Annotated in this window: 16 protein-coding genes and 4 pseudogenes; 9 read left to right on the top strand and 11 right to left on the bottom strand. The window is 69.8% G+C overall.

From position 1 onward, the window contains the following. Window positions 1-266: 266 nt before the first annotated feature. Window positions 267-2,700 (bottom strand): annotated as a pseudogene (locus tag OJJOAM_RS20315) (penicillin-binding protein 1A); the annotation flags it as partial. A gap of 322 nt (window positions 2,701-3,022) precedes the next feature. On the opposite strand from OJJOAM_RS20315, the pseudogene OJJOAM_RS20310 reads away from it, so the two are divergent. Together OJJOAM_RS20310 and OJJOAM_RS20305 are read left to right on the top strand one after the other, a co-directional pair. Further along, window positions 3,023-3,728 (top strand): annotated as a pseudogene (locus OJJOAM_RS20310) (glutathione binding-like protein). 234 nt (window positions 3,729-3,962) lie between these two features. After that, window positions 3,963-5,399, top strand: coding sequence for an alpha/beta hydrolase family protein (locus OJJOAM_RS20305; protein ID WP_422650905.1), 1,437 nt, complete (start codon window positions 3,963-3,965; stop codon window positions 5,397-5,399). 36 nt (window positions 5,400-5,435) lie between these two features. On the opposite strand, the gene OJJOAM_RS20300 is transcribed toward OJJOAM_RS20305, so the two are convergent. Together OJJOAM_RS20300 and OJJOAM_RS20295 are read right to left on the bottom strand one after the other, a co-directional pair. Continuing rightward, window positions 5,436-6,104 (bottom strand): substrate binding domain-containing protein, encoded by a 669-nt coding sequence (locus tag OJJOAM_RS20300; RefSeq protein ID WP_422650904.1) that lies wholly within the window; start codon window positions 6,102-6,104, stop codon window positions 5,436-5,438. After that, the gene (locus tag OJJOAM_RS20295) at window positions 5,987-6,346 is read right to left on the bottom strand and encodes a helix-turn-helix domain-containing protein (protein WP_422650991.1); all 360 of its coding nucleotides are present in this window, start codon (window positions 6,344-6,346) and stop codon (window positions 5,987-5,989) included. Before OJJOAM_RS20295 ends, OJJOAM_RS20300 begins: the two co-directional genes overlap by 118 nt. Here OJJOAM_RS20295 and OJJOAM_RS20290 point away from each other — a divergent pair. From OJJOAM_RS20290 to OJJOAM_RS20270, 5 genes and pseudogenes are all read left to right on the top strand, one after another. Next, window positions 6,233-6,499 carry a hypothetical protein gene (locus OJJOAM_RS20290; RefSeq protein WP_422651094.1) on the top strand — a complete coding sequence of 89 codons (267 nt, stop codon included), beginning with the start codon at window positions 6,233-6,235 and terminating at the stop codon, window positions 6,497-6,499. The two genes, OJJOAM_RS20295 and OJJOAM_RS20290, sit on opposite strands and share 114 nt — an antisense overlap. Before the next feature lie 237 nt (window positions 6,500-6,736). Next, window positions 6,737-7,447, top strand: coding sequence for a 2Fe-2S iron-sulfur cluster-binding protein (locus tag OJJOAM_RS20285; protein ID WP_422650903.1), 711 nt, complete (start codon window positions 6,737-6,739; stop codon window positions 7,445-7,447). Then, window positions 7,444-8,443, top strand: a pseudogene (locus OJJOAM_RS20280) (FAD binding domain-containing protein). Before OJJOAM_RS20285 ends, OJJOAM_RS20280 begins: the two are co-directional and overlap by 4 nt. Next, window positions 8,436-10,703 carry a molybdopterin cofactor-binding domain-containing protein gene (locus OJJOAM_RS20275; protein WP_422650902.1) on the top strand — a complete coding sequence of 756 codons (2,268 nt, stop codon included), beginning with the start codon at window positions 8,436-8,438 and terminating at the stop codon, window positions 10,701-10,703. Before OJJOAM_RS20280 ends, OJJOAM_RS20275 begins: the two are co-directional and overlap by 8 nt. Window positions 10,704-10,824: 121 nt before the next feature. Further along, a complete protein-coding gene (locus tag OJJOAM_RS20270; protein WP_422650901.1) occupies window positions 10,825-11,712 on the top strand; it encodes a DUF3626 domain-containing protein in 888 nt (295 codons plus the stop codon). Window positions 11,713-11,729: 17 nt separating this feature from the next. Here OJJOAM_RS20270 and OJJOAM_RS20265 read toward each other — a convergent pair. From OJJOAM_RS20265 to OJJOAM_RS20235, 7 genes and pseudogenes are all read right to left on the bottom strand, one after another. After that, window positions 11,730-12,461, bottom strand: a pseudogene (locus OJJOAM_RS20265) (YoaK family protein); the annotation flags it as partial. A 95-nt stretch (window positions 12,462-12,556) separates the two neighbouring features. Further along, window positions 12,557-13,519 (bottom strand): YihY/virulence factor BrkB family protein, encoded by a 963-nt coding sequence (locus tag OJJOAM_RS20260; protein ID WP_422650900.1) that lies wholly within the window; start codon window positions 13,517-13,519, stop codon window positions 12,557-12,559. Window positions 13,520-13,532: 13 nt separating this feature from the next. Then, window positions 13,533-14,057 carry a host attachment protein gene (locus OJJOAM_RS20255; protein WP_422650899.1) on the bottom strand — a complete coding sequence of 175 codons (525 nt, stop codon included), beginning with the start codon at window positions 14,055-14,057 and terminating at the stop codon, window positions 13,533-13,535. Window positions 14,058-14,167: 110 nt separating this feature from the next. After that, entirely contained in the window at window positions 14,168-14,617 is a 450-nt protein-coding gene (locus tag OJJOAM_RS20250) for a hypothetical protein (RefSeq protein WP_422650898.1), read from the bottom strand. A gap of 139 nt (window positions 14,618-14,756) precedes the next feature. Beyond that, window positions 14,757-17,924: an efflux RND transporter permease subunit gene (locus tag OJJOAM_RS20245; protein ID WP_422650897.1), complete on the bottom strand. Its 3,168-nt coding sequence runs from the start codon at window positions 17,922-17,924 to the stop codon at window positions 14,757-14,759. 13 nt (window positions 17,925-17,937) lie between these two features. After that, window positions 17,938-19,188 (bottom strand): efflux RND transporter periplasmic adaptor subunit, encoded by a 1,251-nt coding sequence (locus OJJOAM_RS20240; RefSeq protein WP_422650896.1) that lies wholly within the window; start codon window positions 19,186-19,188, stop codon window positions 17,938-17,940. Window positions 19,189-19,349: 161 nt separating this feature from the next. After that, the gene (locus OJJOAM_RS20235; protein ID WP_422650895.1) at window positions 19,350-21,008 is read right to left on the bottom strand and encodes a RecQ family ATP-dependent DNA helicase; all 1,659 of its coding nucleotides are present in this window, start codon (window positions 21,006-21,008) and stop codon (window positions 19,350-19,352) included. Between the two features lie 314 nt (window positions 21,009-21,322). Between OJJOAM_RS20235 and OJJOAM_RS20230 the strand changes: the two genes are divergently transcribed. Further along, window positions 21,323-22,492 carry an MFS transporter gene (locus OJJOAM_RS20230; protein WP_422650990.1) on the top strand — a complete coding sequence of 390 codons (1,170 nt, stop codon included), beginning with the start codon at window positions 21,323-21,325 and terminating at the stop codon, window positions 22,490-22,492. Window positions 22,493-22,562: 70 nt separating this feature from the next. Here the strand turns inward: OJJOAM_RS20230 and OJJOAM_RS20225 are convergent, their stop codons facing one another. Next, a complete protein-coding gene (locus OJJOAM_RS20225; protein WP_422650894.1) occupies window positions 22,563-23,852 on the bottom strand; it encodes an FAD-binding oxidoreductase in 1,290 nt (429 codons plus the stop codon). A 632-nt stretch (window positions 23,853-24,484) separates the two neighbouring features. Here OJJOAM_RS20225 and OJJOAM_RS20220 point away from each other — a divergent pair. After that, window positions 24,485-24,907, top strand: coding sequence for a VOC family protein (locus tag OJJOAM_RS20220; protein ID WP_422650893.1), 423 nt, complete (start codon window positions 24,485-24,487; stop codon window positions 24,905-24,907). The last annotated feature ends 39 nt before the right edge of the window (window positions 24,908-24,946 follow it).

The raw sequence follows: 24,946 nt of genomic DNA, 5'->3' as shown, positions 1-24,946 counted from the left end.
GCCGGGGTTGGCGCCGGTGCCGGTGTCGACGGTACGGCGGGCGGTGCGGCCTGCGGCAGCGGCGCAGCGGACGGTGCAGCAGAGGGAGCGGGAGCCGCCGGCGACGGCGACGTGGCCGATGGCGGCGCACCGGCCGATCCGTTCGCCGGCCCTTGCGCGGCGCCACCGCCCTGCACCGCCGGCGGCGCGGGGTTGCCGATGCCCGTGCCGGTGCCCGTGCCCGTGCCCGTGCCCGTGCCGGCGCCAGTGCCCGAACCTGGATAGGTTCCCGGATAGCCCCCCGTATTCGGCCCCGCATTCGTCCCGGCCGCAGAAGGCGTGCCGACCGTTCCGTTGATCGCCCCGGGCGCCGCGCCGGCCGATGCCGGCTGCCCGGACCCCGGCACCGCTTCCCCGAACGGCGCCGATGCCTGCGGATCGGTCGGCAGCGGTACCGGCTCGGCCTCGTCCAGCACCTCTGGCTCGGAAGCCATGCCGCTATCCACCGGCGCCTCCGGCCGCCCGGCCGGCGCCGGCGCAACGTGGACCTCGGCCGTCGCCTCCGGCTCCGACGCGGAACCGAAGGTGCGCGCCCACCAGCCTTCCACCGACTTCAGCCACGGATCGAGCATGCCGGGCTGCTGCTGGTTCTCGAAGCGCACGCGCTGGTCGATGGCGCGCGTCTGCAAGGCGCGGCGGAACACGTCGCCGACGATCGGCAGCGCGCTGTGCGCGCCCTGGCCCCAGTAGTCGCTGCGCAGCGTCACGCGCGCGTCGTTGAAGCCGACCCAGGCGCCGGCCACCAGCTGCGGATGCATCAGGATGAACCAGCCATCGGCGTTGTCCTGCGTGGTGCCGGTCTTGCCGGCGACGTCGGCATGGATGCCGTAGCGGGTGCGGATGCTGGCCCCGGTGCCGCGGGCGACCACATCGCGCATCACGTCGAGCAGCGTGTAGGCGACCGCGGGCGGCAAGACGCGCTCCGCCGACGCCGGGCGGAAGGACTCCAGCACATGGCCGTCGCGGTCCTCGATGCGGGTCACCATGGTCGGCTCGAGATAGGCGCCGCCGTTGGCGATGGTGCCGTAGGCCGCGACCATTTCCTTCAGCGTCACGGGACTGGTGCCCAGCGCCAGCGAGGGCACCGTATCGAGCCGGCTCTGCCGCACGCCCATCGCGCGTGCCAGATTGGCCACGCGCACCGGGCCGACCTGCTGCATCAGCTGCGCGGTGATGGTGTTCTTCGAATAGACGAGGCCGTCGCGCAGCGTCAGATCGCGACCGCTCGGCGGCCCACCGTCGGTCGGGCGCCAGACCTCGCCACCGGCCAGCCGGATCTCGACCGCCTCGTCGCGCAGCGTCGTGTCCGGGCCGATGCCCTGCGCAAAGGCCGCGCCATAGACGAAGGGCTTGAAGGTCGAACCGGGCTGGCGGCGCGCCTGTTGCACGTGGTCGAACGCATCCTCGGCGAAGTCGCGGCTGCCGACCCACGCGCGGATCTCTCCGGTGCGCGGATCGAGCGCCAGAAAGCCCGCCTGGATGCGCGTCTTCTGCTCGTGCAGTTTCTGCATCGCGTCGGCGTCCTTGCGCAGCTGCGCTAGCGCGTCGGCATCGGCGAGGCCCGCCTCGCGCGCGGCCCGGTACTGGGCGGTCTCGCGCATGAAGGCCTCGACCAGCGCGCGATTCGCGCTCCAGCCGCCGCGCGGGGACCACGCGGCATTGGCGATGCCCTGCAGCCGCGCGCCCTGGCGCGCCACCGCCTGGTTGGCCATCGCCTGCAGCCGCGAATCGATGGTGGTATGGACCACCAGCCCGTCGGTGTAGATGTTGTAGTCGTTGCGGTCGGCCCAGTCGATCAGCCACTTGCGCAGCTGCTGCGCGAAATGCGGGGCCGGTCCCTCCTCGGGCGATTGCCGCTCGAAGTCGATCCGCAGCGGGCGCTTCTTCAGCGCATCGAACTGCGCGGGCTTGAGCTTGCCGCGCTTGACCATCTGCGCCAGCACCGTATTGCGGCGCTCGACCGCGCGCTCGGGATTGAGCACCGGGTTGTAGTAGCTGGTGCCCTTGAGCATGCCAACCAGCGTGGCGCTCTCGAGCACGTCGAGCCGGTCGGCCGGCTTGTCGAAATAGGTGCGCGCCGCCATCTCGATGCCGGTCGCGTTGTACAGGAACGGCACCGTGTTCAGATAGGTCTCGAGAATCTCGTCCTTCGAATACAGCGCCTCGATCTTCAGCGCGGTGATCGCTTCCTTGATCTTGCGCGTCACGCTGGCGGCGCGGCCGATCTCCTCGGGATACAGGTTGCGCGCCAGCTGCTGGGTCAGCGTGGAGCCGCCCTGCCGGTCGCCGGACAGCGTGTACCAGGCCGCCGCCGCGGTGCGCCGCCAGTCCAGGCCGAAATGCTCGTAGAAGCGGTGGTCCTCCGTGGAGATCAATGCCGCCACCACGTTGGGCGAAATCTTGTCCAGCGGCACCCAGTCGCGGTTGGCGCGCTTGAACTCGGCCAGCACCTTGCCGTCGGCCGACAGCACCTGGGCGGGGCGCTCGGACTTGGCCTTGCGGATATCGCTGATGCCGGGCGTAAAACGGCACCAGCACCAGCGTATAGGCGAGAAAGAGGACGGGCACCGCGGCCACGCCCCAGGCGATCTGGCGGCCGGTCGGCCGGCGCAGCCGCGCCCGCCAGTCGGCGAGGGTGCTGCGCAGACGGTCGCGCATCATGGCGCGCGCTCGCCGGCGTGGCCGGCGCTGAGTAGGAAAAGACGCTTCACACGGAGGACTGCGAATTCGGGAAGCGTGCATCGTACCAAAACGGCCGGTGGTCTCCGCCGATGTCCGGCGCGGGCCGGCGCGGGCCCGTCCCGGCGCGTCGCGGGCAAAGCGCTTATGATCGCCTCTGCCCGCCGCGGCCGATCGCGACGCACGGAGCCACCCTCGGCGCCATCGTCGGCGCCCTCCCGGTGCCCTCCGGTAGCATCGCCCCGCGACATCGCCATCCGCGGCGGCAACCGTCCCGTCAAACCAGGACCAAGACCAAGGAACCATGCCCGATCTTTCCGCGTACCCGATCACCCGCAAATGGCCCGCCCAACATCCCGACCGGCTGCAGCTGTATTCGCTGACGACGCCCAACGGCGTCAAGGCGTCGATCATGCTGGAGGAAATCGGGCTCCCCCTATGAGCCGCACCTGGTTCGGTTCGAGGCCGACGATCAGCTCTCGCCCGAATTCCTGTCGCTGAATCCGAACAACAAGATCCCGGCGATCCTCGATCCCAACGGCCCGGGCGGCAAGCCGCTGGCGCTGTTCGAATCCGGCGCGATCCTGCTGTACCTGGCCGAGAAGACCGGCAAGCTGCTCCCCGCCGATCCGGCCGCGCGCTATCAGACCATCCAGTGGGTGATGTTCCAGATGGGCGGCGTCGGCCCGATGTTCGGCCAGGTCGGCTTCTTCCACAAGTTCGCCGGCAAGGAGTACGAGGACAAGCGCCCGCGCGACCGCTACGTCGCCGAATCGCGGCGCCTGCTGGGCGTGCTCGAGAAACACCTGGCCGGGCGCGACTGGATCATGGGCGAGCAGTACACCATCGCCGATGTCGCGACCTTCCCGTGGATCCGCAACCTGGTCGGCTTCTACGAGGCCCGGGAGCTGGTCGGCTTCGACGATTTTCCGCAGGTGCAGCGGGTGCTGGACGCCTTTGTCGCGCGGCCGGCCGTGATCCGGGGCCTGGAAATCCCGAAGCGCGGCTAGGTTTCCATGCGCTGCTGCTGCTGTGGTCCCCACGCCTTGCGGGGACGACGGGAATACCGGCCACCTCGCCCGGCATTTCGCCACGCGAAACGTCGGGCGGCTTTTCTTTACTTTTCGTCTCCTCGTCTTTAGACTTCGTGCACGGTCGTTCGTTTTCGTGACGAAGCGATGTGGCAGTGCGGCATGAAGGCGAAGGCCTCCCAGTATCGAAAACGAGATAACGAGGAGACAACCATGCAGCTCACCAAGCGCGCCGCCCTGGCGCTGGCGCTGGCCGCCGCATTGCCGCTCGCTGCCTGCGGCGGCGACGACGACGATCCGCCGCGCCAGCCCGAAGAGACCCGCGCCCAGGACAGCCGCACCTTCACCGTCAACGAAGCCGCCCTCGCCTTCGCGGCGCTGCCCGACGCTCCGGAGACCGACCGCTGGACCGGCACGCTGAAGGGCTCCGGCTATCGCATCGAGGTTCCCAAGCAGTGGAACGGCAAGCTGGTGATGTACGCGCACGGCTATGCCGGCACCGGCGCGGCGCTGGGCGTCACCACGCCGAGCATCCGCCGCCATCTGATCGAGGCCGGCTACGCATGGGCGGCCTCGAGCTACAGCAAGAACTACTACGACGTGCGCGCCGGCGTCGAGGACACCAACGCGCTCGCGCTGGCCTTCGTGCAGATCGCCGCGCAAAACCGGCGGCCGCTGGCGCCGCCCAGCCGCATCTATATCGTCGGCCATTCGATGGGCGGCCATATCGCGGCAGCGGCGGTCGACCAGGAAACGCTGGATACCGCCAACAACAAGGTCCGCTATCACGGCGCGGTGCCGATGTGCGGCGTGCTCGGCGATACCGAACTGTTCGACTACTTCGCGGCCTACCAGCTGGCGGCCCAGCAATACGCGGGCCGTCCGGCCACGGCCTGGCCGGTGAACAACTGGGCCGAGATCGCGCCAGCGGTGCGCGACGCGCTGTTCACCACGTTCCCGAGCGCGACCACCGCGCAGGGCGACAAGGTCAAGGCGATCGTGCAGAACCTGACTGGCGGCGCCCGGCCCATGTTCGATCAGGGCTTCGCTGGCCCGGTGCAGAACACCGTGTGGGGCACCTTCGGCGGCGACGGCACCATCAACGGCATCCTGAACCGCAACGGCGTCTCGACCGCCAACATCGTCTACCAGCTCGACGGCGATCCGGCGCTGTCGGCGGAGGAAACCACGCTGAACGAGACCATCCTGCGCGCCAGGGCCGATCCCGAGGCCAACCGGCTGCGGCGCGACGGCCTGCGCTGGATCCCGAAGACCAATGCGCGCATCAACGTGCCGGTGGTCACGCTGCATACGCTCGGCGACATGTACGTGCCGTTCAGCATGCAGCAGATCTACAAGCGGCGGGCCGATGCGCAGGGTACCGCGCAATGGCTGGTGCAGCGCGCGATCCGCGGCGTCAGCCATTGCGATTTCACGGTGGCCGAGCAGAAGGCGGCGTTCGAGGCGATGGTGCAGTGGGAACAGGGCGGGCCGAGGCCGGAGGGCGACAACGTGCTCGACGCCGCCACCGTGGCGCGGCCCGACTACGGCTGCAGGTTCACCGACAACACGGTGAGCGCGGACGATTCGCCGGCCATCGCGCAGGGCCGGCCGCAGATCGCGGCGGCCCTGCCGTGTCCGGCGTCGTAAGGCGAGCCGCGTAGTGGAACCGCGGCGGCGCGTCGATCAGGCGCGCCGCCGCACGGCCGGCAGCTCCAGCACAATGCGCTGGAAGTCCTCATGTTCGGCCAGCGTCTGCACCAGAAAATCCGCCAGCAGGCGATTGCGCCGCGGCACGTGCGCGCGTGCCGGCATGTACAGGAACACCCCGTAGCGCTCGGTCGTATGCTGGGGCAGCACCGGCACCAGCCGCCCGGCCCGCAGGTGCTGCGCCACCGCGTACTGGAAGAACTGCCCGATCGCCGCGCCGCTGGCCACCGTCTCGACCTCGGCATCGACATCGTTGGTCGCGACGAACGGCGCAAAGGTGCGCGTCTCGATCGCGCCGTCGACGAGAAATTCCCACGGAAACACCTTGCCCGTGCGCGGATGCAGGAAGCTCGTGCAACGGTGCCGCTCCAGCTCGGCGATGCTCCGCGGCACGCCGTGCCGCTCCAGATAGGCAGGCGCCGCGCAGACGATCAGCTGCAGCGGCGCGATGCGGCGCGCCACCAGCGAGCTGTCGGGCAGGCTGCCGGTACGCAGGCCGATATCGATGCCCTGCTCGATCACGTCGGTCAGCTGGTCGCCGACCAGCAACTCGACCGCGACGTCGGGATACGCCTGCACGAACGCGGCGATGGCCGGCGCGACATAGCGGTGCGCCAGCGAATACGGCGCCGCAACGCGTACCACGCCGGCCACGTGTTCGCGGTCGCCATCGATATGGCGCAGCGCCACCTCGAGCGATTCGACGGGACGCTGGCACTGCGCCAGCAGCTGCTCCCCCCCTCGCGGGTCAGCCCGACCTTCTGCGTGGTACGGTGCAGCAGCCGCACGCCGAGCATCCGTTCGAGCAGCATCACCTGCTTGCTGGCCGCCTGCGGCGACATGCCGAGCTCGCGCGCGCCCTGGCTGAAGCTGCGGGCCTGGGCCACACGTACGAATACCGTCAGCGCTCGCAAGCGGTCCATCGCGCCATCCTGTCCGTGCGGTTCGAAGGGGGGAATGTGGGGATGATCGGGGCCGTCGCGGCCCGCGTCGATCGCGCCCGGCGGCCCCTGGCTTGCAGTATCGCGGCAGCGCGCTGACAAGCCGCTGACCCGAAACTGTCACCACGCTGACAGCGTCGTGACGATGCGCTGACGGCGTCGCCGCCAAAGCCAATGCCCGCCTCGTTTCCTGCCATTCGGTTGAAGAGGTTTCAACCGCGCCGAGGCTACCACCCGATCCAGCGATTGCGCAAACTGCGCCGCATCGCGCTGCTGCGCCTCGGTCCCCTCCATGGCAGCACCGCGCCCCCGCCACCTCGACTCGGGAGCTCCCCCATGGGCAATCGCCACGACGACACAGGCACGCCACGGCTCAGCCGGCGCGCGTTTCTCGGTACCACGGTGGCCGCCGGCGGCATCACGGTGCTGCCCGTCACGCCGGCCGTCGCGCAAACACCGGGCGCCGCGGACAGCGCGCCGATGCCGGCCGCAGCCGGCGAACCCGGCAGGCCGGGCGCACCGAACGCACCGGTCATGCTGACGGTCAACGGCAAACGCCATCAGCTCGCGCTCGATGTCCGCACCTCGCTGCTCGACGCGCTGCGCGAGACGCTGCATCTGACCGGCACCAAGAAGGGCTGCGACCACGGGCAATGCGGCGCATGCACGGTGCTGCTGAACGGCCGCCGCATCAACGCGTGCCTGACGCTGGCGGTGATGCACCAGCAGGACGAGATCACCACGATCGAGGGCTTGGCGCGCGGTGGACAGCTGCATCCGGTGCAGGCCGCCTTCATCGCGCACGACGGCTTCCAGTGCGGCTTCTGCACGCCCGGGCAGATCTGCTCCGCGGTCGGCATGCTGCGCGAGGTCGCCGACGGCGTGCCCAGCCATGCCAGTGCCGACCTGAGCGGCGCCCGCACGGTATCGCTGCAGGACCTGAGCGAGGCCGAGGTGCGCGAACGCATGAGCGGCAACCTGTGCCGCTGCAGCGCCTATCCGAATATCGTCGCCGCGATCCGCAGCGCGGCCGGGAGCCAGCGATGATCCCCTTTACCTACGAGCGCCCGACCGCGCTCAGGGACGCGGTCGCGTCCGCGGCGCAGCCCGACGCGCGCTTCATCGCCGGCGGCACCAATCTGCTCGACCTGATGAAGCTGCAGATCGAGCGGCCAACGCGGCTGGTCGACGTCAACGCGCTGCCGCTGCAGGGCATCGAGGCCGGCGCCGACGGCACGCTGCGCATCGGCGCGACCGCGCGCAACAGCGACCTGGCGGCCCACCCGCTGGTGCGCGAACGCTATCCGCTGCTGACGCGCGCGCTGCTGGCCGGCGCCTCCGCGCAGATCCGCAACAAGGCCACCACCGCCGGCAATCTGCTGCAGCGCACGCGCTGCCCCTACTTCTACGACACCGCGATGCCTTGCAACAAGCGCACGCCTGGTTCGGGCTGCGCGGCGCTGCGCGGCGCCAACCGCATGCATGCGGTGGTCGGCCACAGCGAGGCCTGCATCGCGGTGCATCCGTCCGACATGGCGGTTGCGCTGAGCGCGCTCGACGCGCGCATCGAGACCGTGCAGCCCGACGGGCGCATGCGCGTGATCCCGATCCAGCAGCTTTTTCGCGCGCCGGGACAGACACCGCATCTGGAAACCGATCTGACGCCTGGCGAGCTGATCGGCGCGGTCGTGCTGCCGCCGCCCCCCGCCCGGCGTCCAGTCGTACCGCAAGGTGCGCGACCGGGCCTCGTTCGCTTTCGCGCTGGTGTCGGTGGCGTTGATCGCGCAGGTCGAAGGCGGCCGCCTGCAGAACGTGCGCGCGGCCTTCGGCGGCATCGCGCATCGTCCCTGGCGCGTGCCGGAGGCCGAGGCCATGCTGACCGGCAAGGCGCCGTCCGCGCAGCTGTTCGCCCGTGCCGCCGATACGGCGCTGGCCGGCGCGCGCGGCTTCGGCGGCAACGACTTCAAGATTCCGCTGGCAAGGCGGGTATTGCAGGCCAGCCTGACGCAGGCATCCCAACGCGACGGAGCCCACCATGGATGAACTTCAGCAGCGCCAGCGGAGAGATCAAAACGCCGGCCAGCAATGGATCGGCACGCCGGTCGACCGGGTCGAGGGACGCCTCAAGGTCACGGGCCGCGCCGTCTACGCCTGCGATCACGTGCCCAACGGCCCGCTCGCCTACGGCTACCTCGTCGAAAGCGCGATCGCGCGCGGCCGCATCGCCGCCATCGATACCGAGGCCGCCGCGCAGATGCCCGGCGTGATCCTGATCGTCACCCATCGCAACGCGCCGGCGCAATCGCCCTACGGCCCGCCCAAGGTGGCGCGGCGCTTCGAACGGCCGAAGCCGATGCTCGACAGCGACCGCGTGCGCCACTACGGCCAGCCGGTCGCGCTGGTGATCGCCGAATCGTTCGAGGCCGCGCGCGACGCCGCGGCACACGTACGGGTCCGGTACACGCCGGAATGGGGCGCGAAGTTCGACATGACGGCCGAGCTGCGCAACGCCTACGTTCCCGACGGCATCAACGCGGGCATGCCGCACGACACCGCGGTCGGCGACTTCGATGCGGCGTTTGCCGCCGCGGCGGTGCGAATCGACGCCACCTATACGACCCCGTACGAACACGTGAATCCGATGGAGCCGCACGGCACTGTCGCGCAGTGGTCGGGAGACCGGCTGCTGATCCATACCTCGACGCAGATGGTCGATACCTGCCAGATCGCGGTGTCGCGCACGCTGAATCTGCCGGCCGAGAATGTGCGCGTGGTCTGCAAGCATGTCGGCGGTGGCTTCGGCTCCAAGGTGCCGACCCATGCCGACGCGATCCTGGCGGCGATCGGCGCGCGCATGACAGGGCGGCCGGTCAAGGTCACGCTGACGCGGCAGCAGATGTTCGCCAACACCAACCATCGCACCGAAACACGCCAGCGCATCCGCCTGGCCGCCGGACGCGATGGCCGCATGACCGCGCTGGCGCACGACGTGATCGAGCAGACCGCGATGTACGACGAATTCGCCGAGCAGACCGCGGCCTTCACGCGCTCGCTGTATGCGGCGCCGAACCGCCGCACCAGCCATCGGCTGGTGCGGCTCGACCTGCCGCCGTCGGACATCATGCGCGCGCCGGGCGAGGCCCCGGGCGCGCTGGCGCTGGAGTGCGCGGTCGACGAGCTGGCGCATGCGCTGCGGATGGACCCGATCGAATTGCGTATCCGCAACGAGCCGCGCGTCGATCCCGAGCGCAACGTGCCATTTTCCACACGGGGCCTGGTCGCCTGCATGCGCGAGGGCGCCGAGCGCTTCGGCTGGTCGCGCCGCCCCTCGACGCCGGGCAATATGCGCGACGGGCGCTGGCTGATCGGCTACGGCATGTCGGCGGCAATCCGGCCGAACTACCTGCAGGCGTCAAAGGCGGAGGTCACGCTGTATCGCGATGCCACCGCGCGCGTGCGGCTGTCGATGACCGATATCGGCACCGGCACCTATACGATCCTGACGCAGATCGCGGCGCAATCGCTTGGCCTGCCGCTGCAGGCGGTGCAGGTCGAGATGGGCGACAGCGACTTCCCGCCGACGCCCGGCTCCGGCGGCTCCTGGGGCGCGGCCAGCACCGGCTCGGCCGTGCTCAATACCTGCGCCGCGCTGTGCCGCCGGCTTGCGGAGGTCGCCGCGGCGGACCGCGCCTCGCCGCTGTTCGGCACCGACCCGGCGCAGGCTCGCCTGGCGGACGGCCGCCTGCATGCCGGTGGCAGATCGGAGCCGGTGGGCGCGCTGCTCGCCCGTGCGATGCCCGACGGGCTCAGCGTCACCGGCGAGGTGCAGCGCGGTCCGGAATACCAGACTTATTCGCAGCACGCCTACGGCGCGCATTTCGCCGAGGTCGGCGTCGACATGGACACCGGCGAAATCCGGCTGCGGCGCATGCTGGGCGTATTCGCCGCGGGCCGCATCCTGAACCCAAAGACGGCGCGCTCGCAGATGATCGGCGGCATGATCTGGGGCGTCGGCGCGGCGCTGATGGAAGAGACCATGGTGGACCCGCGCTACGGCGCCTTCGTCAATCGCGACCTGGCCGGCTACCACGTGCCCGCGCATGCGGACATCCCGGCGATCGAGGCGGTCTTCCTCGACGAATACGACGACAAGGCCAATCCGCTCGGCGCCAAGGGCGTCGGCGAGCTGGGCATCTGCGGGGCCGGGGCCTCGCTGGCCAACGCCGTGTTCAACGCCACCGGCATCCGGCTGCGCAGCTATCCGCTGACGCTGGACAAGGTGCTGGACGGCATGCAGGCTTGATGGGACGAAGGACAGGCATCGGCATCGGCATCGGCGACGTTAGAATGCAAGGCGCGCAGTGAGCGCCGACGCGGTGAGCGCAAGATCAAGCCGCAAGCCAGCCGAACGCCGAGCGACCGTCATGCCCGTCCACGCCATCGATGCCCGCAATGCATGGGTGCCGCCCCCGGATTCTCCGCAGGCGCGCGCCCTCGCCCATGTCGCCGCACGCAGCCTCGGCGAGCCGATCGACCCGACGCTGCGCGTCACGCTCAATTTCCATCCGGACCGCCTGCATCGCGGCCTGCCCTTCCTGCACGCGCTCGCGCGCGACGGCGTCTATCGCTCGCAGTTCGAGACCGGCACCAGCAATGGCGGACTGACCGCGCACCCCGGCGGCGACCGCTGGCAGTGGGAGAGCCGGCTGTTCGGCGGCGCCTACGATGACGCCGCGCCGGCCGAGCGCCCGAAGTACGGCGCGCTCAATTTCCGCCGCCGAGCCACCGGCGGCTCGCCGCGCTTCGGCTCGGCGCATCTGCGGCTGACCGGCGCGGTGCTGGGCCGCACCACCTTCTGCTATCCCGACAGCGTCTACGAGCCCACCGCGTTCGGTGTGGCCGAGCGCATGGGCCTGATGGCGCTGGCAGCCACGGCGCAGCCCGACCCGCTCGACGACTATATCGAGGCGCAGGTGCACGGACCGGTCGATCTGGCGCGCGATATCGAGGCGCTTGTGCTCGATCCCTGCTATCGCGGTACCGAGATCGAGGCGATGGCCCGCGCGCTGCCTTGCGCGCTGGAATGGCATGCGGGCTTCCGGCTGTCGGTCGACGAACTGCGCCGCCACCCCGGCTATCGCGGCCCGCGCTACGTCGAACTGGGCTGCGCGCTGGCACGCGGCGGCTGGCTGACGCCCGCGCTGATCGGCGAGGCGGCCCGCGGCGGACAGCATGACTCGCAGGAGTTGAAGAAGGTATGGCACTACCTCGCCCGCTTCGGCGAGCGGCGCCGCGAGCCGGCGGCGGACTAGCGGCGCGACGCGAGCCGGCGCAGATCATCCCAGACCGGTACGGCCGCCAGCGCGCCAAGCAGCGCCGCGAACAGCACCGTCATGCCAAAACCGACCTGCTTGAAACCCAGCGCACCGGCGGCGCCGCCGACGAAGAACAGGCCAACCAGCGTGGCCAGCATGACAAGCTTGCGCCGATCGGCGACGACGCGCGCCGCGCCCTCGCCTTCGGTCAGGTTCCAGTAGAACAGCTTGCCGAGTTCGATTCCGATATCGGTGACCATGCCGGTCACGTGCGTGGTACGGATCTCGGCGCGCGACAGCTTGGTGATCAACGCGTTCTGCAGACCCATGATGAAACACAACACCGCGACGGTGGCGGGCACGAACAGCCATTCGCGACGTTCGAGATTGCCGCCCAGCAGACCGAAGCACAGCAGCAGGGCGGCTTCGACCATCAGCGGCAGCGCGTACTGGCTGTGCAGCCGCACCCGCCGCGCCCAATTGACCAGCATCGCCGACAGTGCGGCGCCCGCCACGAAGCAGATCAACGCGCCCAATCCGGCCAGCATCAGCGCGGCATGGCCGACGGCGAGGTCGTCGGCCATCGCGGACACGATGCCGGTCATGTGCGAGGTGTACTGGTGTACCGCGAGAAAGCCGCCGGCATTGATGGCCCCGGCGACGAAGGCCAGGTAGCGGGCCAGTTGCCAGTTGGCCAGGGTACTCCTGTCCTTTCCGGTCAGATTGCGCAGGTACGTGATCGGCATGGTGCGGGCGCTCGGCGGAGGGGCACCGCCGCACAGGGCAGCGGCCGCAGGTACTCTACCATGGCGTCCCGCCGCGGCGGCGGCCGGATCCGCGCCTAGGACTGGCCCGAGCGCTCGCCGGGATGCTCGGCCGGCTGCCGTTCGACAAAGCGCCCGGTCTTGACCTGCACCGTCCGTTCGGCCGGCTGCTGCCCGCGCAGCGAGCCGTAGCGATGCGCATACAGCCAGGTGAATTCCGCCCCGAGCAGGAAGATCTGCGCGGAGTAATAGACCCACACCAGCAGCACCACCAGCGAACCCGCGGCGCCGTAGCCCGATGCCACGCCCGTCTTGCCGATATACAGGCCGATCAGGAACTTGCCGAACGTAAACAGCAGCGCGGTCACCAGCGCGCCCAGCCAGACGTCGGGCCAGCGCACGCGGGCTCGCGGCATGATCTTGTAGATCATCGCGAAGCCCGTGGTGATCACCGCCAGGCTGAAGACGAAGTCGACGGCATGGGCCAGCGCCTCCTCTTCCCCGAACAGCGGCGCCCATCCGCGCGACAGCGCAGCCAGCGCGGCGCTCGCCAGCAGTGACACGATCAGCAGGAAGCCGATGCCGAGGATCATGCCGAACGACAGCACGCGCGCGCGCAGCAGGCCCCACAACCCCGAGGTTTTCTGCCGTTCCGGCACGCGCCAGATGCGGTCGAGCGCGCTCTGCAGTTCGGCGAACACGGTGGTCGCGCCGATCAGCAACGTGACCAGCCCGGCCAGCGCCGTCAGCGTGCTGGTGGCCGGTTCGCTGACCGCCGCCAGCATGTCCTCGATGGCCTTCGCGCCCTCGGTGCCGAAAAAGCCCTGCAGCTCGGCGACGATGGCCCCGCGTGCGGCGTCGGCGCCGAACACCACGCCCGCCACCGAAATGACGATCAGCAGCAGCGGCGCCACCGAGAACACCGTGTAGTAGGCGATCGCCGCGCCCATGCTGGGCGCGTAATCGTCGATCCAGGCGGTGACCGTGTCCTTCAGCAGTCCGTAGAGATTACGGACCGCACCCACCGCACGGCGCGGCATGGCGGCCTCGCGCTCAGCTGGCGGACTGGCCGCCGGCCCGATCGCCGGCGAACTTCGCGGCGAACAGCCGTTCGGTCAGTTCGCGCTCGGGCAGATGCACCAGGTCCTTGTCGACCTCCTCGGTCACCACGTTGGCGACCTGCGCGGGCAGGTGCTTGCGCAGCAGGCCGAGGAAGCGCGGCGCCGCGGCGATGCGCAACTCGTCATAGCGCTGCTTCTGCAGTGCATCGGCCAGATGCTCGGCAACGCGCCGGGCAAAGCCCTCGGCCTCGAGATGCAGTTCGTCCTCGCCGGCCGACGACGTGACGCTCGATGGCGCACGCTGGCGGCCCGTGCCGCCGCCCACGGCCGGCCCCGCGCCGGGGCCCGCTCCGGCGCCTGCGCGGCGTCCGTAGGCGTCGCGACGCAGGTCGGCGGCATCGGCATGCGCGCCGGCGTCGGTCAGTTCATCGATGCAGGCCAGTTCCTGGCCGGGCTTGTGCCCTTCGAGAATACGGGCGATGGCCTCGTCGGCCACCAGGACCCAGGTGGTTTTCATCGGGTGCTCCTCTGCTTGCTCAGCGGTTGATGCCCGACGTACCGGCGCCGAACCGTCCACGGCACCCATCGCGCCGTGGACCTGCGCCGGTGCGCCGCGGCAATCCATTGCTATTGGCTGGTCGCGTCCTCGTCCCCGTGTTCGTCGCCGGCGACGGCGATCTTCACGGGGCCCTGCTGGCCCTTGTCTCCCTTGTTGTCGTTCTGGCCGTCCTGGTCGTCCTGGTCGCCCTGATCCTGCTGGAGGACCTTGCGCTCCTCGACGTTCTCCGCGCCGCCGGCCGTCATGCCATCGCCCAGCGTGTTGCCGCTGCCGGACACGCCGCCCGAGGCGCCGCCCGACCCGCCGCCCGCGGCGCGCTCCTCGGCCTGCACGGTCTCATCGGTATTCGCGGCCTCGGGATCGGGACGCTGCGCCGGATCGGTGGCGGGATTCTGCCCGGCGTTCTGTCCACCCCCCGCCGCTGCCGCCCTTTCCGCCCTGCCCACCTTGCGGTTGCTGTGCCATGGTGCCCTCCATTCATCACGATGCCTGCGGGCAAGCTGCAAGAAGCCTGCCATTGGCGGCGGCGCATGCGCAGCAGGGGCCGCAATCCGCGTCAGCGCGCGCCTGCGGCCGGAGGAAGGCTTGTGCCGCCGGCATCGGCTCGCGACCGGGCCCCGGGTCCGTGAGTAACAAATACCCGGGCGGTAAGGTTCTTCACGCGGTCCTTGTCGAGGCTTCGGCGGCCTGTGGGCCGTACTTTCCGCCGAACCAGCGGTGCACCGCGACATAGAACAGCGGCACCCAGAAGATCGCCAGCACCGTCGCCGTGATCATGCCGCCGATCACGCCGGTGCCGATCGCATGCTGGCTGCCCGAGCCCGCGCCGACCGACGTGGCCAGCGGCACCACGCCGAGCACGAAGGCCAGCGATGTCATCACGATGGGCCGCAGCCGCATCCGGCTCGCCTCGATCGCGGCCTCGACGATGCCCTTGCCCTGGTCGTGCAGCGCCTTGGCGAACTCGACGATCAGGATGGCGTTCTTGGCCGACAGCCCCATCGTCGTCAGCAGGCCGACCTGGAAGAACACATCGTTGGGCAGGCCGCGCAGCAGCGTCGCCGCCAGCGCGCCGACGATGCCGAGCGGCACGATCAGCATCACCGAGAACGGGATCGTCCAGCTCTCGTACAGCGCGGCCAGGCACAGGAATACGACCAGCAGCGACAGCGCGTACAGCGCCGGGGCCTGCGCGCCCGACAGCCGCTCCTCGTACGACAGCCCGCTCCAGGAGTAGCCCACGCCGGCCGGCATCTGCGCCATGATCGCCTCCACCGCGGCCATCGCTTCGCCGGAGCTGTGGCCGGGCGCCGGCTCGCCCAGGATCTGGATCGCCGCCACGCCGTTGTAGCGCTGCAGCTTGGGCGAGCCGTAGCCCCAGCTGCCGCTGGCAAACGCGGTGAACGGCACCATGGCGCCGCGCTCGTTGCGCACGAACCATTTGGCCAGATCGTCGGGGTTCATCCGCGCGTCGGGCCTGCCCTGCAGATAGACCCGCTTGACGCGGCCCTGGTCGATGAAGTCGTTGACATAGCTGGAGCCCCAGGCGATCGACACCGTGCTGTTGATCTCGGCCAGCGACACGCCGAGCGCGCGCGCCTTCTCGTCGTCGATCTCCAGCCGGTATTGCGGCTCGTCGTTCAGGCCGTTCATCCGCACCCGCTGCAGCTCCGGACGCTGGGCGGCGAGCTGCAGGAAGCGGTCGCGCGCCTGCATCAGCACCGCTCTGCCGACGCCGGCCCGGTCCTGCAGATAGACGTCGAAGCCGGTCGCATTGCCCAGCTCCATCACGGCCGGCGGCACGAAGGCGAAGGCCATCGCATCGCGCATGCCGCTGAACCGCGCCTGCGCCCGCCGCGCAAGATCGAACACGCTGGTCGCCTCGCCGAGGCGTTCGTGCCACGGCTTGAGCAGCACGAACGCAAAGCCCGAGCTCTGGCCGCGGCCGGCGAAGTTGAAGCCGTTGACGGTGAACAGCGACTGCACCACGCCACCCTCCTCCTGCAGCAGGTATTCGCGCAGCCGGTCCAGTACCTGTTGCGTGCGCTGCGCCGACGCGCCGGGCGGCGTCTGCACCTGCGCGAACAGCACGCCCTGGTCCTCGTCCGGCAGGAACGATGTCGGGATCCGCGTGAACATCCACGCCGCCAGCGCGAGGATCAGCAGGTAGACGGCGAAGTAGCGGCCGCGGCGTTTGAGCACCGCCACCACGCCGCGTTCGTAACCGCGCGTGGCCGCGTCGAAGCCGCGATTGAACCAGCCCAGCGGGCCGCGTTTCGGCGCGCCATGCCCGTTCCCGCCTCCATGCCCATGCCCGTGCTGCGGCAGCGGACGCAGCATGGTCGCGCACAGCGCCGGCGTCAGCACCAGCGCGACCAGCACCGACAGCACCATCGCCGACACGATGGTGATCGAGAACTGCCGGTAGATGACGCCGGTGGAGCCGCCGAAGAACGCCATCGGCAGGAACACCGCGGACAGCACCAGCGCGATGCCGATCAGCGCGCCCTGGATCTGCCCCATCGATCGGCGCGCGGCTTCCTTCGGCGACAGCCCTTCCTCGGCCATCAGCCGCTCGACGTTCTCGACCACCACGATGGCGTCGTCGACCAGCAGCCCGATCGCCAGCACCATGCCGAACATCGTCAGCGTATTGATCGAATAGCCGAACGCCGCCAGCACGCCGAAGGTGCCCAGCAGCACCACCGGCACCGCAATGGTGGGAATCAGCGTGGCACGCACGTTCTGCAGGAACAGATACATCACCAGGAACACCAGCACCACGGCCTCGAGCAGCGTGCGCACCACGCCCTCGATCGAGGCCGAGATCACCGGCGTGGTGTCGTACGGATAGACCACCTGCATGCTCGGCGGGAAGAACGGCTCGAGCTCGCCCAGCGTCGCGCGGATCGCCTTGGCGGTATCGAGCGCGTTGGCGCCGCTGGCGAGGCGGATCGCGATGCCGGAGGCCGGGCGGCCGTTGTACTGCGCATTGATGTTGTAGTCCTGGCCGCCGAGGCCGACTTCCGCCACGTCCTTGAGCCGGACCTGCGAGCCGTCGCCGTTGACCTTGAGCAGGATCTCGCGGAACTGCTCGGGCGTCTGCAGCCGCGTCTTGCCGACCACGGTCGCGTTCAGCTGCTGGCCGGCGACCGACGGCAGTCCGCCCAGCTGTCCCGACGCGACCTGCACGTTCTGCGCCTGGATCGCGGTCCTGACGTCCGACGGCGTCAGCTGGTAGGCGGTGAGCCTGGCCGGATCGAGCCAGATCCGCATCGCGTACTGCGCGCCGAATACCTGGAAGTCGCCCACGCCCGGCGTGCGCGACAGCGGGTCCTGGATGTTCGAGACGATGTAGTTGGCGAGGTCCTCGCGCGTCATGCTGCCGTCGCTGGATACCACGCCGACGATCATCAGGAAATTGCGCACCGACTTGGTTACGCGGATGCCCTGCTGCTGCACCTCCTGCGGCAGCAGCGGCGTGGCCAGCTGCAGCTTGTTCTGGACCTGCACTTGGGCGATGTCCGGGTTGGTGCCCTGCTCGAAGGTGACGGTGATGGTCATGTTGCCGTCGCCGTTGCTCTCGGACGAGATGTAGCGCAGGCGGTCCAGTCCATTGAGCTGCTGCTCGATGACCTGCACCACGGTGTCCTGCACGGTCTGCGCCGACGCGCCCGGGTAATTGACCTGGATCGCGATGGTCGGCGGCGCGATGGCCGGATACTGGCTCACGGGCAGCGCGCCGATCGACAGCGCGCCCGCCAGCATGATCACCAGCGCGATGACCCACGCGAAGATGGGGCGTTCGATAAAGAAGCGGGACATCGAGGCGCTCCGTTCAACGCTGCGAGACGGCGGCGCTGGCCGCGGTGGGCGCATTCGCTGCGTCAGGCGCGTTGGCCGTGTTGGCCGTGTTGGCTGCATTGGCCGGCACCGCCGCCGTCAGCGGCAACGGCCGCACCTTCATGCCCGGCCGCACGAATTGCACTCCGTCCACGATCAGCCGTTCGCCCGGCTGCAGGCCGCCGCTGACCAGCCAGTTGTCGCCGATCACGCGTTCGGCCTCGATCCGGCGCAGCTCGACCTCGTCGTTCTGATTGACGAGCAGCGCGGTGGCCTGCCCCTTCGCGTCGCGCGTGACGCCGCGCTGCGGCGCCAGCATGGCGGCGGGCCGCACGCCCTGCTGCATCCGCGCCCGCACGAACATGCCGGGCAGCAGTTCATGCCGCGGATTGGGGAACACCGCGCGCAGGGTCACCGAGCCGGTGCCGGTGTCCACTCCCACCTCGGTGAACTCGAGCCGGCCCGGTTCGGCGTACTCGCTGCCGTCCTCGAGAATCAAGCGCACGCGCGCGGCGTTTTCGCCGGCTGCTTCCAGGCGACCGGCCGCGAGATCGCGCCGCAGCCCGAGCAGCGCGGACGACGGCTGCGTGACATCGACATAGATTGGATCGAGCTGCTGCACGGTGGCCAGCGCGTTGGCCTGGCCGTTGGTCGCGAGCGCGCCCTCGCTGGCGAAGGAGCGGCCGATGCGCCCGGAGATCGGCGCGAGCACCCGGGTGTAGCGCAGATCGATCGCAGCGCGGTCCACTGCCGCCTGCGCCGTCAGCCAGGCCGCCCGCGCCTGCTCGTATTCCTGCTGGCTCACCGCCCGATCGCGCGCCAGCCGCTCGTAGCGCTGCGCGGTCTGCCGGGTCGACTCCAATGTCGCCGACGCGCTGGCGTGCGCGGCCTGATAAATGGAGGGGTCGATCTGGTAGAGCTGCTGGCCCTGCCGGACCTCGCTGCCCTCCTTGAACAGCCGCTTCAGAATGATGCCGTCGACCTGCGGCCGAACCTCGGCGACGCGGTAGGCCACGGTACGGCCGGGCAGTTCGGTGCTGAGCGCCACCGGCTGGTGCCGCAGCGTGACATAGGCGACCTCGGGGGTCCGGGCGGCGGCGGGGGCCTGCTCCTTGCCGCAGGCGGCCAGGGTCAATGCCGCCAGCAGCGGTGGCAGCAGCAGCGGCGCGGTGGCTGGCAGCCTCGAAGAAGACGAAGCGGATGAAGAAGGCGAACGAGATGCGGCGAAGGCGGGATCGGCAGGCATGGCGGCAATCGGAGAACATCGGGCGGCACCGATGCTATCCGTCGCTGCCGGTCAAGCCGCTGGCGCCAGGCTGACGGTTTTGTCATGTATCGCCCGGCACGGCTCAGGCGCCTTTTCCGCGCTGCCACAGGACGGCGACCGCCATGCGTACGACCGGCGTCCTACGCCTCCCGCCGCAGATAGCGCGGCACGAAGCGGCGGATGGTGCCGTCCGGGAAGCGCACATCGACGCGTTCGCGCGTGGTTGCCACCACGGTGCCGATGCCATGGCGGCGGGCGCGCACCTTGTCCCCTTCGGCGAAACGCGGCGCGCTCGCGCCGGCTTTCGATTCGGGCAGCGGCTCGACCGGATGGCGCGCGGCCTCGGCCGCCCGCACGCAGCTGTCGCAGGTGCCGCAGCGCTCCGGGCCGCCTTCCTCGCCGTAGTACTCGAGCAGCATCGCCCAGCGGCAGCGGCCGCTGCGCGCGTAGTGCAGCATGGCCTCGAGCGTGGCGCGGTCCTTGTCGCTGCGTTCGGCGTACTGCGCCGCGATGGTCCGCACCGCCTGGGCGTCGTTCTTGCCCGGCTGCCGGCTGTAACTGCCGTCCTTGTGGCGGCGCGCGATCTCGGCCTCGGACAGCATCGTCAGCGCGACCTGCAGCTTCCGCCGAGCGACGTTCGGCAGCTGTTCATGCAGCGCGTCGAGCGACAGCGGCGCGGCGGCATCGCGGCGGCCGCCCATCGCCGCGACGATCTGTTCGAGCGTATCGGCGCCGGGATAGCGGTTGGCCAGGAAGAACTGCTGGACCCGCTTGTCGCGCTCGTCGTGCAGCAGCGTGCAGCGGGCCGGCTCGCCATCGCGACCGGCACGGCCGGTCTCCTGGTAATAGGCATCGAGGCTGCCGGGCAGCTGGGCATGGACGATGAAGCGGACATCGGGCTTGTCGATGCCCATGCCAAAGGCGTTGGTGGCGACCATCACGCGGCAATCGCCGGCCATGAAGGCGGCCTGGCTGTCGCGGCGCTGCGCGGCGGTGCAGCGGCCGTGATAGAGGGCAACGTCCTGCCCGGCCTGCTTGAGCCCGGCATGCAGCCGCTCGGCCTCGCGCACCGTGGCCGTATAGACGATGCCCGCGCCTGGCTCGCGCGCGACCAGGCTGCGCACCTGCGCCAGCCGCTCGTCGTCGCCGGCGACATGCTGGACCGCATAGATCAGATTGGGCCGGTACAGGCCAGCCTTGACCACGCACAGCGACTGCAGGTCCAGCTGCGCGGCGATATCGTGGATCAGCGCGTCGGTGGCGGTCGCGGTCAGCGCCAGCACGGGCGGGCGTCCGAGCGCGCGCACCGCATCGGGAATGCCGAGATACGCGGGACGGAAATCATGGCCCCACTGCGAGATGCAGTGCGCCTCGTCGACGACCAGCAAGGCGACGCGATTGCGCTGGATGGACGCGATGACTTCGGGGTCCTGCAGCTGCTCCGGCGTGGTCAGCACGATCCGCTCGTCGCGGCGCGCCAGGCTGTCCAGCGCGGCATCGGCCGCGGCATCGCCGACCGCGCTGTTGACCACCGCCGGGTCCAGCGCGAGTCCTTCCAGCTTCTCGGCCTGGTCCTGCATCAGCGAAATCAGCGGCGAGACCACCACCGTCAGGCCGTCCAGGCACATCGCCGGCACCTGGTAGCACAGCGACTTGCCGCTGCCGGTGGGCATCACCGCCAGCGTGTCGTGGCCCTGGAGCACGCTGTCGATGACTTCGGCCTGGCCGGGGCGCAGCCGCTGGATGTCGAAGCGCTCGCGCAGCAGGCGCCGGATGGAATCGGGCAGCGTGGTCGTCATGTCGGAGCGGCGGCTGCAATTTCCGTGCCGCGCCCTCCCTGCCGCGCGCGTTCCACGATGCGGCCGCGGCGGTCCGTCTTTGAGAAAAATTGACACCCCCCAAACGGACGGACTTACGCTGGGTCGTCCCTGGACATGCCCCGCACGCCGCCTCCCGCCGCCGCGCCGCAAGCCCTTCCGGGCACCGCCGTACCCCCCATACCCATAACGACAAGACTCTCCGAGACAGCCCCACCGTGCCTTCCTCCCGCCTGAACCCCTCGCTGCTCAGCGAGCTGCGTCCTGCCCTGCCGATCCTGATCGGCGCCTCCGTGATGCTGAGCCTGGCCATGGGCCTGCGCCAGAGCCTGGGCATCTTCATGCCGCCGCTGACGCGCGATATCGGCATCTCGGTATCGGACTTCACCGTCGCGATTGCGGTGCAGAACCTCGCGTGGGGACTGCTGCAGCCGGTCGCCGGCGCGTGGGCGGTTCGGGTCGGCTTTCGCCCGTTGATGATGAGCGGCGCCGCGCTGTATGTGCTGGGGCTGGCCCTGCTTGCCGGGGCGGAGGGGATGATCGGCGTCACGCTGGGCGCCGGCGTCGCGATCGGTGCCTCGATGGCCTGCACCGGCAGCGCGATCGCGATGGCGGTCGCCGCCCGTCCGATCTCGCCGACGCTGCGCAGCACGGTGCTCGGCATCGTGTCGGCCGCCGGGTCGCTGGGCGCGCTGATCGCCGCGCCGATCGGCCAGGTCGTCGCTCAGGGCTACGGCTGGCGCGTCGGCATGGTGGCCTTCGTCGTGCTGGCGCTGGCGATGCTGCCTGCCGCGTGGTTCGCTGGGCGGGTCGACCGCCTGCCCGCGCCGGTGTCGACGACCGGGATCGAGCAGAACGCACGCCAGGCGCTGGGCACCGCGCTGCGCCACGCGCCCTTCCTGGTGATGGCGCTGGCGTATTTCGTCTGCGGCATGCAGCTGGTCTTCCTGACCACGCATCTGCCGTCCTATCTCGACGTCTGCGGCATGGACGCGATGCTCAGCGCGCAGGCGCTCGGCGTGATCGGCGGCTTCAACGTGCTGGGCAGCCTGTTCTTCGGCTGGGCCGGCGGCCGCGTCAACAAGCTGCTGCTGCTCGGCGGCATCTACACGGTGCGCTCGCTGGCGCTGACCTGGTACTTCTCGTCGGCACCGACGCCCGAGAGCACGCTGGTGTTCGCCGCGGTGATGGGCTTCCTGTGGCTGGGCGTGGCGCCGCTGGTGGCAGGCTGGATCGCGGAGACCTTCGGCCTGCGCTGGCAGGCCATGCTGGGCGGCGTGGCCTTCTTCAGCCACCAGATTGGCAGCTTCGTCGGCGCCTTCGGCGGCGGACTGCTGTTCGACGCGCTCGGCTCGTACACGCTTGCCTGGCAGGTCGGCGTATCGCTGGGGCTGGCCGCCGGCCTCGCGCAGATCGCGTTCGCCGTGGCGACGCGGCCGCGGCCGCCGCGGGTAGCGACGGCCTAGGCCGCGCCACCGCGCGAGGGTTGTTCACGGCGACCGCGACACGGCATCCGCGCCGGCGTGCACCGCGTCCTTATTGCGCCGGTCGGATGTTCTGATTGCCGCGGAACAGATTGTCCGGATCGTATTCGCGCTTGATCTGCGCCAGCCGCGCATAGTTGCTGCCATAGGCCGCATCGACCCGCGTGATCTCGTCCTGCGTGAGGAAGTTCACGTAGACGCTGCCCAGCGCGAACGGCGTCAGCGCATCGAACAGGCCGCGCGTCCACTGGATGCAACGCTGGTCGTCGGCGGGCTGCTGCCAGCGGCCGTGGATGTTCATCACGAAGTTGGCGTCGCGATGCGCATAGGCGGTGGCGTCCACCGGCACGCGGCCAACATGTCCACCGAGCGCGCCGATGAAGATCTCGCATTCCGGCGACGGCAGCGTCGCCAGGCCATCGTTCAGCACCGCCAGCATGCCGTCGTCGAGCCGCGCGAAATTGTGCGATTTCCAGTAGTTGCGAGCCCCCGGCGTCAGCAGCGGATCGAAGGCCTTCTGCCACGCGGTATAGGGCATCGCGCCCAGATGCTCGCCATAGGGCTGGCCGAATTCGCGCAGCGGGGCGACCGCGTCCGCACCATCGGCCGACGGGCCGATATAGCAGCTGGCCAGCACCATCACCGGTTTGCCGTGCACCTCGGCCGGCAGGAAAGGCAGCGGCGGCGCCAGTCGGAACACCGCCCATACCGTCAGCTCGTCCGGCGCGGCCTCGATGAAGTCGCGATAGCGCGGGAACACCTGCGCCGCCTGTTCGAACGGGTACACCACCAGGCCACCGTAGATTTCGGGGCCGACCGGATGCACCTCGAATTCGAACTGCGTGACCACGCCGAAATTGCCGCCGCCGCCGCGGATGGCCCAGAACAGGTCGGGGTCGTTGTCGGCATCGACGCGGCGGAACTTGCCATCCGCCGTGACGATGTGCGCGCCCAGCAGATTGTCTACCGTGGTGCCGTACTTTCGGCTGATCCAGCCGAAGCCGCCGCCCAGCGTCAGGCCCGCGACGCCGGTGGTCGAGTTGATGCCAAGGGGCGTCGCCAGCCCGAATGCCTGCGCCTCATGATCGAAATCGGCGAGCGTCGCGCCCGGATCGACCCAGGCTACCCGCGCCTGCGGATCGACGACCACGGACCGCATGGTCGACATGTCGAGCACCAGACCTTCGTCGCAGACCGCCGTGCCGGCGATGTTGTGGCCGCCGCCTCGCACCACGGCGCGCATGCCGTTCTGCCTGGCAAAGCGGATCGCGCTGATGACATCAGCGGCGCCGGCGCAGCGGGCGATCGCGCCCGGCCGGCAATCCACCGTGGCATTCCACACCGTTCTCGCTTCCTCATAGCCGGGATCGTCCGCCTGCAACACCGCTCCCCCGCATACCCGACTTCCATTGGTCGATGGTTTCCCCTGGTCACACTTGTCATGGCGCACCTCGTCTTGCTTTTGACGCAGCGCCCTCGACAGGCTGTCCAGCCTGGGGCCGCGCGGTGGCGGGGTGATGGCCATCACGTGGTGTGCGTGCCCGGATCGATCGGGTCTGGGACCTGGGAGGATGAGGGTGGAAGGCGGGATCGGCGGAGGGCGCTGGTGCGGAACATTTAAGGCGGGGGGTTGGCAAATGTAAAGCCGGGCTGATTGCGTGCCATTCCGCGCGCCATTCTCGCCATTCCATGGGAAGGCAAGCGGAATTTGCAGGTGCCGACCTCGTGCGGGATAATCGCGGCGTCGAAAAAGACAGCGGCGGTATCGGTTAGTCCGCCCGCCCCGAATCAGGGGTTCTGTCGGCACCTGCCGACCCGCGACCTTCGCCCGCAGATCCGGTGGGCAGGGCCGCGTGCGTCCACGTCGACACGTCGACTTGCTGTCCATCCCCGGTCTCGGCGCGAAGCCTTTTCGTTCGACGCTGTGCCGGCTGCCCCATCGGCATGCCGTGCAGCCTTTTCAGCGAGGCCATCATGAAACAAAGCATCTCCATCGTTACCCTTCCCGTCGCCGATCTCGATCGCGCCAAGGCCTTCTATTGCGGTGGGCTGGGCTGGTCGCCGGTATTCGACAACGGTGATATCGCGTTCTTCCAGTTCAACGGCTTCATCGTCGGGCTGTGGAACAAGACCTCCTTCGAAGCCGAGATCCATGGCCCGTCGAGCCCGGGCGCACGCGGCTCGGCGCTCGGCCATAACGTCGAATCGCCCGAGGAAGTGGACCGCCTGATGGCGCAGGCCGTGGCCAGCGGCGCCGAACTGGTGTCGGCGGCGCGGGCGTTGCCGTGGGGCGGCTATTCGGGCTATTTCGCCGATCCGGACGGGCACCTGTGGGAGGTAGCCCATAACCCGGCCTGGCCGATCTCGCCCGAGGGCTACGTCACCTTCTCGAGCTAAAGCTGCCGCCGTGGCGTCGGTGTCGGAATCGGCTGACAG

It is taken from the genome of Cupriavidus sp. H18C1 (assembly GCF_049311595.1).
Lineage (GTDB): Bacteria > Pseudomonadota > Gammaproteobacteria > Burkholderiales > Burkholderiaceae > Cupriavidus > Cupriavidus cauae.
This window is presented reverse-complemented; position numbering and strand designations above follow the sequence as displayed.